The sequence below is a fragment of the Serratia symbiotica genome, assembly GCF_000821185.2.
GTDB classification, from domain to species: Bacteria; Pseudomonadota; Gammaproteobacteria; order Enterobacterales; family Enterobacteriaceae; genus Serratia; species Serratia symbiotica.
In genome coordinates this window covers 410,716-424,140 of the sequence record NZ_CP050855.1, presented here as the reverse complement: position 1 = coordinate 424,140, position 13,425 = coordinate 410,716, and the positions used below count along the sequence as shown (strand labels likewise).

The following is a 13,425-nucleotide window of genomic DNA, read 5'->3' as shown; positions in this document are numbered from 1 at the left end:
CTCCTATGATGATGACGCTAGGCCTGCGGAATAGTCAGCGTCCGACCCAGCGGCGCAACGTCCGATTTCAATTTATTCACCTGCTTCAGGGTGTTGACGCTAATACCATAACGCGTAGCTATAGATGACAGCGTATCACCCTGGGTCACCTTATGTTTAACGGTTTTTTGCGCCAGCGTTTTCGCCTTGGTGATAGAGGTAACGGTAGCCGCAGTTTTATCGGCCGGCACTTTAAGGCGTTGACCAACCCACACGCCATCCTTTTTCAGTTTGTTCAATTCGCGTAACACAGCCAGGGTGGTGCCGTAGCTGTCGGCGATACCAGACAGCGTTTCCGAGCGCTTAACCACATGTATCTGGGTCTTGCCACCTACGCGGCGACTGGTGCCAGCCACATTGTCCAACGGTCGGCTTTCCATCTTTGGATCGGCTTGTAGCGGATGCACCAAGAAATAATCGCGTAGGCCATTATAGATGGCCCCAGCAATTTTATCCTGATACGCGCTACTGCCTAGCAGCCGCTCCTCCTTGCTATTACTGATAAATCCTGTTTCCACCAACAGCGATGGAATATCCGGCGAGCGTAACACACCAAGGCTGGCGTGCTCTGGCCGACGCTTGTGCAGCGAACCTACGCGCTGCAACTGTTGCAGCACCTTCAGCGCCACGTCGTAACCCACGCGCTGCGAATGACCAAATTGCAGATCCAGCACTGCTTGGCTTAGATAAGGATCGGCCTGGCTATTGGCCAGCATATCGCCAGCGCCACCGAGCAGTTCAGACTGTTTCTCGTGTTGCTCAAGCCAGCCGGCCATCTCGCTGTTGGCACGGCGGTTGGACAACACCCAGACTGATGCGCCGTTGGCGCTGCGATTAGGTGCAGCATCAGCGTGGATCGAAACCAACACGTTGGCACCCTGTTTGCGTGCCACATCGGAACGCCCCATCACCGAGATAAAGTAATCGCCGTTACGCGTCAACACCGGTTTGAACTGCGGATCATCATGCAGCAACGCCTGCAAACGGCGCGCGACAGCGATGGTAACGTTCTTTTCTTTCAGACCATTCGGGCCAATGGCACCCGGATCTTGCCCGCCGTGTCCGGCGTCGATTGCCACCACGACCCGGTCGCCAGAACCAGCGGAAACGCGACTGCTGCGCGGTGTGACTCCCGTTGTGATACCCGCCACCATGCTAGGCTTATTGGTAAAAGGATTAGCGCCGCTTGGCGCTAGCCGCATCGGCTGCGGTTGGCTTATCGTCACCGGAGCAGCCACCGCAGCCTTACGTACCAAAGTCGCGTTAGCGCCGCCCTCAGCGACAAGGGTGAACACCAGGATATGCACCCCACCGTTCTGGCGCTCAGCCACGCGGATCTTGGCGCGCTGGGTCAAATCGAACACCAGACGCACACTCTGATTATCTTTTGGCGCGCTGGAGCGAATGCTTCTCACCAGATTTTGGCCGCTGAAGTTCAGCGGCAGGCCACCGACCTTACCCTTCTGGTTCACGTCCAGCACCACACGTTCCGGCCCATGCAGCGAGAAAAAAGCATAGCTTGGTGGGCCATTAAAGCTCACCGAAACTGTTGCTTCGCGCGGGGTACTGGACACGTTGATGTGGGATAACGCAGACGCCTCCAGCGCACTGACCGCACCCAATGAACCCAGCACGGCGATCAAGGCGATTAAGACGAGTTTTCTCAACGCATACATCATTACGGCGTCATTCCTATTGCCCGTGAATACGCTCTAGAAGCTGGCTACCATAAGCGGAAACCGCCTGAATCTTTGCTGCTCTCCCCTGATTATGATAGCTGAGATACAGCACCAGATCCGCTTCCGGCAGCACGCCGCTGCCCTGCTGTGGCCATTCAACCAGGCAAATGGCATCCTGAACAAAATAATCGCGAATGCCCATAAATTCGAGTTCTTCTGGATCGGCCAATCGATACAGATCAAAGTGATAAACCGTCAGCGGATGCAGCGCATACGGTTCCACCAGCGTGAAAGTAGGGCTTTTTACCTTCCCCTGATGACCCAAGCCCTGTAAAAAACCACGGCAGAAGGTGGTTTTACCTGCGCCCAGATCACCGTAAAGATAAATTACGCTAGCGCGATCACAGGCTTTGGCCAAGGCGGCACCTATTGCGACAGTCGCTGCCTCATCCGGCAGAGGTAAAACATGTTCTTTCATGTGATAAAGTCTATTTTGCCCACTCAGGATTAACGAAATGAAGGATGTGCGGCAATAAATCTGTTGCCAACCTGTTCCTTATTCTTTGTATTCACGCCTTGCGAAACGGTAGCAGGTACTGCGATATCCTAACAAGCGCAGCCTTCCTCAGAATGCACAGTGATCACGGGATTCTGACGCTTCTCAGGATTTAATGCCAGCAAGTTCAGTGCATCAATTGTCGGTGGATAACGCGCAAGGTGCGCATGTCCCCGCACAAAGCTTAGAGCCTAGGGGGCCGACGGCATGAAAAACGCTTGATACGGGCTGTGGAAAAGGTATCGGGATGCTTAAAGCCAATGGCAGACCTATAAACCGGGAGGCCAAGTCTGTTTATGGATTTGTGGATAAAAATAAAAATGCGTTGTCTTTCAACTGTAAAAAAAAGAGCAAGTGATCGAGGTAATGTTTTTATATAAAAAAGATCGTTATAAATCAATTTAATAAACACCCTGCTTGCACAGTATTGATTTTTTAGACTAGGGCGTTATATAGACGAACTGTGGATAAGTCTGTTCACAACACTTATACCAAGTGTGTAAATGCAACAAAGCACCGCCCTAGAACAGGCGCTGAACGGAGCTAGAAAAAAGAGAAAACTGGAGCGGGAAACGAGATTCGAACTCGCGACCCCGACCTTGGCAAGGTCGTGCTCTACCAACTGAGCTATTCCCGCATTGAGGTACTTTTGACATCCACCCATCAAACAATAGCATGGATTTTGAATTTTGGAGCGGGAAACGAGACTCGAACTCGCGACCCCGACCTTGGCAAGGTCGTGCTCTACCAACTGAGCTATTCCCGCACAGCGTATCGATGTTGAAAGCTTAACGAATTCTTCATCGGCACGGGGTGCGCATTATACGAGAAATCCTTTTAGCCGCAAGCCCTAAAAAGCAAAAAAATGCCTTTTTTGTCTGACTGCCGCATAAAGCATCAAGTCAGTAAATTAAGCGGCAGAAATGGGCGTTTTCAGCGCAAATATTGGAGCCGTTATAGCTGAATAAAATGCTCGCGATAATACGCCAGTTCAGCGACCGATTCGCGGATGTCATCCATCGCCTGATGGGTACTCTGCTTCTTGCAGCCGTTGAGAATTTCCGGCTTCCAACGGCGCGCCAGCTCTTTCAAGGTGCTGACATCCAGATAACGATAGTGGAAGTAAGCCTCCAGTTCAGGCATGTAGCGGAACAGAAAACGTCGATCCTGGCCCACGCTGTTCCCGCAGATAGGCGATTTACCGGCTGGTACCCACTGCCGCAGGAAAGCGATGGTGGCCATCTCTGCGGCACGATCGTCAAGATGGCTAGCCTTCACCCGTGCCACCAGCCCACTGCCCATGTGAGTGCGCACATTCCAGTCATCCATCAGCCCAAGTTGTTCGTCAGACTGATGCACAGCGATCACTGGCCCTTCGGCCAAAATGTTCAAATTGGCATCGGTGACCAACGTGGCGATCTCAATGATACGGTCACGTTCTGGATCTAGCCCAGTCATCTCCAGATCGATCCAAATCAGGTTGCTTTCGTTTCCTGTCATGATATTTCCTGCCTAAAAGCCGAAAGATAAACAATACGCGGGCGGTGCCACCCCTTCGCCAAACATGGCGGCTGACAACGGTTATTTAATATAAAATAGTGTGTATCATAGTCTTTTTGGTCGCCATCGGCGATATATACCCAATAGATTCTAGGCTACGGCAAGGTGGCGAACGTGCAAATCCCTAGGAGCTTGGTCAACCCAGTGACTAGAGTGAGCAAGGGAAGCCAACGCCGCTGCGGCCTGAAATATGAAGGCTATAAAGCGGATCCAAGTGAGGCGCAGTGAGCAAGAACAAACTGTCCAAAGGTCAACAACGCCGCGTTCAGGCGAACCATCAGCGTCGCCTAAAGCGCGCTGATAACAAACCAGAGTTGGATGATTCCCAACTGGGGGAACCGCAGGACGGCAGGGTGATCAGCCGTTTTGGGATGCACGCCGACGTTGAAGCGAGAGATGGCACCCAGCACCGCTGCAACATCCGCCGCACGTTGCGATCGCTGGTTACCGGTGACCGTGTCGTGTGGCGTCCCGGCGTCGGTACCCATGAAGGGGTGAAAGGCATTGTGGAAGCAGTGCACGAACGCACTTCCGTGCTAACGCGCCCAGACTTTTATGACGGCGTGAAACCGATCGCCGCCAATATCGATCAGATCGTTATCGTTTCGGCGATCCTGCCCGAGCTTTCGCTAAACATCATCGACCGTTATCTAGTAGCCTGTGAAACGCTGGGGGTTGAAGCCCTGATCGTGTTGAACAAGATCGACCTGCTAGACACCGCCGCACGCCAGCGGATTGACGGCATGATGGAGACCTACCGCAGGATTGGCTATCGGGTGCTGGAAGTATCCTGCCAGACGCTCGAAGGCATGGCGGCGTTTGAACAGGCACTGGCCGGGCGCATTAGTATCTTCGCCGGTCAGTCCGGGGTCGGCAAGTCCAGCCTGCTGAACGCGCTGCTGCCACCGTCCAAACAGCAAATTCAGGTCAATCAGGTTTCCGAGGTGTCGGGCCTAGGGCAACATACCACCACCACCGCACGGCTATACCATTTCCCGCACGGCGGGGATGTGATCGATTCCCCAGGAGTACGCGAGTTTGGCCTGTGGCATCTGGAGCCGGAACAAATCACTCAAGGTTTTGTCGAATTCCGTAATTACTTAGGCGCTTGCAAATTCCGCGACTGCCGCCACGACACCGATCCGGGCTGCGCCATCCGCGCGGCGATGGAGAAAGGCGATATCGCGGAAGAACGTTTTGACAATTATCACCGTATTCTGGAAAGCATGGCGCAGGTAAGGGGACGTAAAAACTTCACTGACGCGGCAGACTGATCATCGCGAGCAACATTGGCAGTGGGGTAACCCACATTACAATGCGTACCCTTTATTATTCAAGAGGTTAATGTGCTAGATAACATCAAGATTAAATTGCAGTATTGGTTGCCAAAACAGGCACTGACCCGTCTGGCTGGCTGGGGTGCGAGTAAACAAGCTGGCTGGCTGACCCAACTGGTAGTGAAAACCTTCACCCGCTACTACCGTGTAGATATGCAGACAGCACAAAATCCAGATCTGGCCTCCTACGTAACCTTTAACGATTTCTTCGTGCGTCCGCTGCGTGAAGGCGCGCGGCCAATCATCGGCGACACCAACTGGCTTGCCCTACCTGCCGATGGCACCATCAGCCAGCTCGGCCCGATCCGCGACGACCTGATTTTCCAGGCCAAAGGTCACCACTACAGCCTGGAAGCGCTGCTGGCCGGTAACTCTATGCTGGTTGAACCTTTCCGCAACGGCTTGTTTGCTACTACTTACCTGGCACCGCGCGACTATCACCGCGTGCATATGCCGTGCGCTGGCGTGCTGCGCGAAATGATCTACGTGCCCGGCGATTTGTTCTCGGTGAATCCGCTCACCGCCGCCCACGTGCCAAACCTGTTTGCGCGCAACGAACGCGTGATCTGCGTGTTTGATACCGCCATAGGTCCAATGGTGCAAATCCTGGTCGGTGCCACCATCGTCGGCAGCATCGAAACCGTCTGGGCTGGTACCGTCACACCACCACGCGAAGGTATCATCAAACGCTGGGCTTACCCTGCCACAGGTGAAGAAGGGGCGATTGCGTTGGAAAAAGGTGCCGAAATGGGCCGCTTCAAACTCGGTTCGACGGTGATCAACCTGTTTACCGCAGGCAGCGTGCAGTTCGCACCACAGTTGAATAACGGCAGCGTCACACGCATGGGCGAGGCTTTTGCCGAAATCCTAGCCGCAGTTGCCGCTGCTGAATCACCGCAGATCTGAAGGAATTAACGCTGTGCGCCTGATTATTACGCTACTGCTCGGCTATTTACTATTCCAACCGGTGCTGGCCGCCACGGTACCCACTGAAGCTCAGCTCCAGCAAGAGTTGAAACAGGCCGAGGGTAATAAGAACACGCCTAATCAGGTGGAAACCATTGAGACGCTGCATAGCGCCCTCAACTGGCTCTCGGAGCGTAAGGAGTCGATGGCACGTTCCGAACAGTATCAGCGGGTAATCGATGACTTCCCGCAGATGATGCTGGAATTGCGCCATCAGTTAGCGCAGGAAAACAGCAAAATCCTACCCAATAGCGACAATCTACCGGCCAGCGTTCTGGAACAGCAGATCCTACAGACCAGCAGCCTACTGCTGGAACAGGCACGTCTGCTGCAACAGGAACAGGAACGTACACGGGAAATTAGCGATTCACTCGGCCAACAGTTGCAACAACAGACCGATGCTCGCCGGGCGCTGGCCGAAGTACAGCGCCGCCTGCAAGCGCAATCTACCACCGCATATACTCAAGCGGCGCTGGTGCTGTTACAGGCAGAAGCCGCAGCACGCAAAGCCAAGGTGGATGAGCTAGAACTGGCGCAACTGTCGGCCAACAACCGCCAGGAACTGGCGCGGATGCGCGCTGAGGTTTACAAAAAGCGCCACGAGAAATTTGACGTTCAGTTGCTGGCACTACGTAACAACCTCAACGCACAGCGCCAACGCGAAGCCGAACTGGCGTTGGAAAGAACCGAGCAGTTGGCGGAACAAAACGGCAATCTGCCAAAAAGCATCAGTGAACAGTTGCAGATTAACCGTGTCCTTTCTACTGCGCTGAACAACCAAGCACAGCGTATGGATTTGATCTCCTCCCAACAACGGCAGGCCGCAGTACAAACGTTACAGGTGCGTCAGGCGCTAAGCACCATCGTTGAGCAGGCACAATGGCTCGGTTCCTCGTCGGTGTTGGGTGAAACCCTGCGCGCCCAAGTAGCAACGCTGCCAGATATGCCCAAACCGCAGCAGTTAGACGGCGATATGGTTCAGTTACGCGTACAGCGTCTGCGGTTTGAAAATCAGTTGGAGAAACTGCCACAACACCAATTCAAGCGCGACGATGGCAGTGAACTGACCAACGCGGAGCGCCGCATCGCTGATGCGCAACTGCGCACTCAACGTGAATTGCTTAACTCGCTGCTATCCGGCTGCGATACCCAGATCATCGAACTGACCAAACTGAAAGTCGCCAACACTCAGTGGATTGAGGCCTTGAATGAAATCCGCGACGCCGCCCATCGTTATTTGTTCTGGGTGCCGAACGTCAATCCGATCACCCTGTCCTCCCCCCTTAACGTCGCGCACGATCTGACACGCTTGTTGTCGCTAGATACGCTGGCACAGCTTGGCGGTGCCTTTATGATGATGGTGACTAGCCGCGAAACGCTGATCCCGATCTTTGGTGCCCTACTGCTGGTGATTTTCAGCATCAGCTCACGCAAGCACTATCACGCCTTCCTGGCGCGCGCCAGCAGCCGAGTGGGCAAGGTCACGCAAGACGAGTTCTCCCTGACGCTGCGTACCGTATTCTGGTCGATTCTGGTGGCGCTACCGTTGCCAGTGCTATGGGCAGCGCTCGGCTTTGGCTTGCAGAGCGCCTGGAACTACCCGGTGGCAGAAGCGATCGGCAAGGGGGTCACTGCCACACTACCGATCCTGTGGGTATGCATGATCTGCGCCGCCTTCGCCCATCCGCAAGGACTTTTTATCGTGCACTTCCGCTGGCCAGTGAAACAGGTTTCATTGGCCATGCGCTACTACAAGATGTCGATCTGGCTGATCGTGCCATTACTCATGGCGTTGATCACCTTTGACAGCCTGAAAGAACGTGAATTTGCCAATACTCTGGGCCGGCTGTGCTTCATCCTGCTGTGCCTGGCACTGGCCATCGTCACCAACAGCCTGAAACGCGCTGGCATCCCGCTGCATCTCGACAAAAAAGGCTCCGGCGACAACATGGTCAACAGCGCGCTGTGGGGGCTACTGCTGTCAGCACCCTTGCTGGCGGCACTGGCCGCCAGCGTTGGCTACCTGGCCACCTCACAGGCATTGCTGGCACGGTTAGAAACCTCGGTCGCGATCTGGTTCTTCCTACTGGTGGTTTATCACATTATTCGTCGCTGGATGCTGATCCAGCGACGGCGCATCGCCTTTGACCGTGCCAAGCAGCGCCGTGCCGACATTCTGGCGCAGCGCACCCGTGGCGAAGAAGAAACGCCGCATACACCGAACAGTATCGAAGGCTCGATGGATATGGATGATTCAGAGATCAATCTGGACGCCATCAGCGCCCAATCGTTGCAGTTGGTGCGCTCGATCCTGACGATGATCGCGTTGATGTCGGTGATCGTGTTGTGGTCAGAGATCCACTCCGCCTTTGCCTTCCTGGGAAACATCTCCCTATGGGACGTTACCTCGATGGTCAATGGCGTGGAAACCACGCACCCAATCACCTTGGGTGCCGTGCTGATCGCCATTCTAGTGTTGATCATCACCATGCAGTTGGTGCGCAACCTACCGGCACTATTGGAACTGGCGGTGCTGCAACATCTGGATCTGACGCCAGGTACCGGATACGCCATTACCACCATCACCAAGTATCTGCTGCTGCTGTTTGGTGCAGTGCTCAGCTTCTCCTGGATTGGCATCGAATGGTCGAAACTGCAATGGGTGGTCACTGCGCTCAGTCTGGGGTTGGGCTTCGGTATGCAGGAAATCTTCTCCAACTTTATCTCCGGCCTGATTATCCTGTTTGAGAAACCGATCCGCATCGGCGATACGGTAACGATCCGCAATCTGACTGGCAGCGTTACCAAGATCAACACCCGTGCCACCACTATTTCGGATTGGGATCGCAAGGAGATCATCGTGCCAAACAAGGCATTCATCACCGAGCAATTCATCAACTGGTCGCTATCGGACACCCTGACTCGTGTGGTGCTGACCGTACCAGCCCCAGCCGATGCCAACAGCGAAGAGGTGACCAAGATCCTGACCAACGCCGCCGAGCGCTGTTCGCTGGTGTTGGACAACCCGGCACCAGAGGTTTATCTGGTCGATCTGCAACAGGGCATTCAGATCTTCGAACTGCGCATCTACGCCGCCGAGATGGGTCACCGCATGCCGCTGCGCCATGAAATTCACCAATTGATCCTTTCCGGCTACCGCCAGCATGGCATTACCCTACCATACCCGCCATTCCAGGTACGCAGCGAGACACTATCGCGGCTGACCAACAATGGCCGCATACCACCTTCCACGCCGCCGCATAACACCAAACGCGAATCCGGTAGCCTGTAGCCAATGGAGCAGTAAAAAAGGGTTCAGTAAGATAATACCGGATGGCGTCGAGTTTGAACTGGAGTGAATACTTGATAAAAACTGCACCTCTCCAGGCCCCTTGAATTTACCCCGTCCAACTTCCGGGGGGCAGTTCATGCAATGCGAACCCTTTTGCTATTCAGAGAAGCGGATGTTTACGCGCGCCCTACCGGGAAGGCCAGCACATCACTCAGGCTCTCGGCACCTAGCGCCAACATCACCAACCGATCGACGCCCAACGCCACTCCGGAGCAGGCGGGTATGCCATGTTGCAGGGCATCCAGCAAATTGTTGTCGATCGGGTGCTGCGGCAAGCCGCGCTGCGCACGTTTACGGTTGTCCTGCTCAAAACGTTGACGCTGTTCGCTGCCATCGGTCAGTTCACGGAAGCCATTCGCCAGTTCGATACCTTTGAAGTACACCTCAAAACGCTCCGCCACTCGGTGGTCTTCGGTGCTGATCTCCGCCAATGCCGCCTGGCTGGCCGGGAAGTGGTACACAAAAGCAGGCTTTTCACGGCCAATGAGTGGCTCCACCCCAATGGTGAACAACAGTTGCAGCAAGGTGTCACGATCTTCTTCGCTATCGGCAACATTGCTCAGATCGAGCTTGGCTGCCACTTCGCGCAACTGTGCTTTCTCTGCCGACAGCGGATCGATATCCAAGTGGCGCAGGAACGCCTGCTGATAGGACAGGGTCTCCGCGCTAGCGCAATCCAACACCTGTTGCAGTAGATCGTCCACTTCATTCATCAGCCGGTACATGTCGTAGTGGGGGCGGTACCATTCCAGCATGGTGAATTCCGGGTTGTGATAGCGCCCAGCCTCTTCATTGCGGAAACTGCGGCCCAACTGATAAATCGAACCACTACCTGCGGCCAGCAAGCGTTTCATGTGGTATTCCGGGCTGGTCATCATATAAAGCGTCAGGCCGTCCGCCGCCCCCGGCCCGACGAAACGCGTCTGGAACGGAAACAGGTGAATATCGGTAACCGTCGCCTGACTCATGGTGGGCGTCTCAACTTCAAGCACGCCACGATCGGCGAAGAAACGCCGGATCTCAGCCAGGATTGCTGCGCGTTTCAACAAATTGGCGATGGGTGCACTTGGTTGCCAGCTTGCCGCTTCGCTCATGCTCAATACTCCGAAATCAAACAGGAGATGCAGTCTACTCGTATCCCATCACGCAAACAAATTCTTCACCTGCGGCGGAGTGATCACATTAAAAAGCCAAGAATAAAGGTGAAAGCGCGCTAAACACGCCGATGGGTAGTTAATCGACAAAACAATCGATTACAGCAAATTTCTCCTGCTGGGCTTTAGGTATAGTTAATTCCGCATAAACTGATGGGAGATAGCCAAAATTAACAAAAAAATAACAATGTTAATAAATTAACACCCAAAGAGTTTCACTAATTTTTAAATTTTACCGCTCTTAGCAGAACATTGGAGGAATGCAGTGCAAACTTTTAACGCCGATCTTGCCATTGTTGGAGCCGGGGGCGCTGGTTTACGTGCCGCAATAGCCGCAGCGGAAGCCAACCCCCAACTTAAAATCGCACTGATCTCTAAAGTTTACCCGATGCGCAGCCATACGGTCGCCGCTGAAGGGGGTTCCGCTGCTGTCACTCAGGATCACGATACCTTTGATTACCACTTCCATGATACCGTCGCTGGCGGCGATTGGTTGTGTGAGCAGGATGTAGTCGATCATTTCGTGCATCAATGCCCACGTAAAATGACCCAACTCGAACAATGGGGCTGCCCATGGAGCCGCAAACCGGACGGCTCAGTCAACGTGCGCCGTTTCGGCGGCATCAAGATTGAGCGCACCTGGTTCGCCGCCGACAAGACCGGCTTCCATATGCTGCATACCCTATTTCAGACCTCGCTAAAGTACCCGCAGATCCAGCGCTTCGACGAGCATTTTGTGCTGGATATCCTGGTGGATGAGGGGCAGGCACGCGGCCTAGTGGCGATGAATATGCTGGAAGGCACCCGTGTGCCGATCCATGCCAATGCTGTCATCATGGCCACCGGCGGTGCTGGGCGCGTTTATCGTTACAACACCAACGGCGGCATCGTCACCGGTGATGGCATGGGCATGGCGTTCCACCATGGCGTGCCATTGCGCGATATGGAATTCGTACAATATCACCCAACTGGCCTACCCGGCTCCGGTATCCTGATGACTGAAGGCTGCCGTGGTGAAGGTGGCATTCTGATCAACAAGGATGGCTACCGTTACCTACAGGATTACGGTATGGGGCCGGAAACACCAGTAGGCGAACCATGGAGCTTGGCCCACGCGACAAAGTCTCCCAGGCGTTCTGGCACGAATGGCGTGCTGGCCGCACCATCGCCACCTCACGCGGCGATCTAGTCTATCTTGATCTGCGCCATCTGGGTGAGAAAAAGCTACTGGAGCGGCTACCGTTCATCTGCGAGCTGGCCATAGACTACGTCGGCGTCGATCCCGTGCAGGAGCCGATCCCAGTACGCCCAACTGTGCACTACACCATGGGCGGCATTGAATCCAACCAGACCTGCGAAACCCGTATCAAGGGGTTATTCGCGGTTGGCGAGTGCTCTTCCGTTGGGCTGCATGGTGCCAACCGCCTCGGTTCCAATTCGCTGGCCGAGTTGGTGGTATTCGGGAAGGTAGCCGGTGAACACGCCGCACGATGGGCGCTGGAAAGCGGCCCGGCCAACAGTAGTGTACTTGAAGCCCAAGGACGCGATGTCGAGACCCGACTAAGCAGCCTGATGACACAAGAAGGCAACGAAAATTGGTCGAAGATCCGCGACGAAATGGGTCTATCGATGGAAGAAGGTTGCGGTATCTACCGTACGCCAGATCTGATGCAAAAAACCATCGATAAGCTGGCGGAACTGAAAGAACGCTTCAAACGGGTCAAAATCACCGACAACGCCAGCGTATTCAACACCGACCTGCTATACACCATCGAGCTGGGATACGGATTAGACGTTGCCGAATGCATGGCGCACTCCGCCATCAATCGCAAAGAATCACGCGGTGCACACCAGCGTTTGGACGAAGGCTGCACCGAACGTGACGATGTCAACTTTCTCAAGCACACGCTGACGTTTCATAACCCAAATGGCGCACCACACCTAGAGTACAGCGATGTGAAAATCACCAAACTGCCACCAGCGAAACGCGTTTACGGTGCTGAAGCCGATGCGCACGAGAAAAAGAATAAGGAGCAGGCCAATGACTGAGATGACCCCCCTGAAAATCGAAGTCATGCGCTACAACCCAGAATGCGATACCAAACCGTATTTCGAGACCTTCTCGGTGCCTTACGATGAGCAGACTTCGCTGCTCGACGCATTAGGTTACATCAAGGATAACTTGGCACCGGATCTTTCCTACCGCTGGTCTTGCCGCATGGCAATCTGCGGTTCATGCGGCATGATGGTCAACCAAGTGCCGAAGTTGGCCTGCAAAACCTTCTTGCGTGAATACAGCGACGGCATGAAGGCCGAAGCACTGGGCAACTTCCCGATCGAGCGCGATCTGGTGGTCGACATGACCCACTTTATTGAGAGCCTGGAGGCGATGAAGCCCTATATCATCGGCAACAACCGCAAACCGGAGGAAGGCGCGAACGTGCAAACCCCAGCACAAATGGCAAAGTATCACCAGTTTTCCGGCTGCATCAACTGTGGCCTGTGCTATGCCGCTTGCCCGCAGTTCGGCCTCAATCCGCAATTTATCGGCCCGGCGGCGATCACCTTGGCGCAGCGCTACAACCTGGATAACCGCGACCACGGCAAAAAAAAGCGCATGGTGCCGCTCAACGGCCAGAATGGCGTCTGGAGCTGTACCTTCGTCGGCTATTGTTCCGAAGTCTGTCCGAAACACGTCGATCCGGCCGCCGCCATTCAGCAAGGCAAAGTGGAAAGCACTAAAGACTTCATGATCACCATGCTGAAGCCGCAATAGGGGAGA

General features: G+C 54.5%; 8 protein-coding genes, 2 tRNA genes and 1 pseudogene. 5 read left to right on the top strand and 6 right to left on the bottom strand.

Going from position 1 to position 13,425, the window contains the following annotated elements:
- Window positions 1-17 precede the first annotated feature (17 nt).
- From amiB to orn, 5 genes are all read right to left on the bottom strand, one after another.
- Window positions 18-1,718 carry an N-acetylmuramoyl-L-alanine amidase AmiB gene (gene amiB / locus SYMBAF_RS02150; RefSeq protein WP_040264686.1) on the bottom strand — a complete coding sequence of 567 codons (1,701 nt, stop codon included), beginning with the start codon at window positions 1,716-1,718 and terminating at the stop codon, window positions 18-20.
- 13 nt (window positions 1,719-1,731) lie between these two features.
- Complete coding sequence (gene tsaE, locus SYMBAF_RS02145; protein ID WP_040264685.1) at window positions 1,732-2,196, bottom strand: tRNA (adenosine(37)-N6)-threonylcarbamoyltransferase complex ATPase subunit type 1 TsaE; 465 nt, start codon at window positions 2,194-2,196, stop codon at window positions 1,732-1,734.
- A 639-nt stretch (window positions 2,197-2,835) separates the two neighbouring features.
- Window positions 2,836-2,911, bottom strand: a tRNA-Gly gene (locus SYMBAF_RS02140).
- A 53-nt stretch (window positions 2,912-2,964) separates the two neighbouring features.
- Window positions 2,965-3,040: transfer RNA gene (locus SYMBAF_RS02135), tRNA-Gly, on the bottom strand.
- Window positions 3,041-3,228: 188 nt separating this feature from the next.
- Entirely contained in the window at window positions 3,229-3,774 is a 546-nt protein-coding gene (gene orn, locus SYMBAF_RS02130) for an oligoribonuclease (protein ID WP_006708869.1), read from the bottom strand.
- Between the two features lie 284 nt (window positions 3,775-4,058).
- On the opposite strand from orn, the gene rsgA reads away from it, so the two are divergent.
- The 3 genes from rsgA to mscM all read left to right on the top strand — a co-directional run bounded on the left by rsgA (window position 4,059) and on the right by mscM (window position 9,429).
- Complete coding sequence (gene rsgA / locus SYMBAF_RS02125) at window positions 4,059-5,108, top strand: small ribosomal subunit biogenesis GTPase RsgA (protein ID WP_040264684.1); 1,050 nt, start codon at window positions 4,059-4,061, stop codon at window positions 5,106-5,108.
- Between the two features lie 72 nt (window positions 5,109-5,180).
- Window positions 5,181-6,077, top strand: a complete 897-nt coding sequence (asd, locus tag SYMBAF_RS02120) for an archaetidylserine decarboxylase (protein WP_040264683.1) — start codon at window positions 5,181-5,183, stop codon at window positions 6,075-6,077.
- Window positions 6,078-6,090: 13 nt separating this feature from the next.
- Window positions 6,091-9,429 carry a miniconductance mechanosensitive channel MscM gene (gene mscM, locus SYMBAF_RS02115; RefSeq protein WP_040264682.1) on the top strand — a complete coding sequence of 1,113 codons (3,339 nt, stop codon included), beginning with the start codon at window positions 6,091-6,093 and terminating at the stop codon, window positions 9,427-9,429.
- Between the two features lie 176 nt (window positions 9,430-9,605).
- Here mscM and epmA read toward each other — a convergent pair whose 3' ends face one another.
- On the bottom strand, window positions 9,606-10,583 hold the full coding sequence (gene epmA, locus SYMBAF_RS02110; RefSeq protein WP_040264681.1) for an elongation factor P--(R)-beta-lysine ligase: 978 nt from the start codon (window positions 10,581-10,583) through the stop codon (window positions 9,606-9,608).
- Window positions 10,584-10,908: 325 nt separating this feature from the next.
- Between epmA and frdA the strand changes: the two are divergent.
- Both frdA and SYMBAF_RS02100 read left to right on the top strand, forming a co-directional pair.
- A pseudogene (gene frdA / locus SYMBAF_RS02105) lies at window positions 10,909-12,692 on the top strand (fumarate reductase (quinol) flavoprotein subunit).
- On the top strand, window positions 12,685-13,419 hold the full coding sequence (locus SYMBAF_RS02100) for a succinate dehydrogenase/fumarate reductase iron-sulfur subunit (protein WP_040264680.1): 735 nt from the start codon (window positions 12,685-12,687) through the stop codon (window positions 13,417-13,419). The pseudogene frdA and the gene SYMBAF_RS02100 overlap by 8 nt, the downstream one beginning before the upstream one ends.
- The last annotated feature ends 6 nt before the right edge of the window (window positions 13,420-13,425 follow it).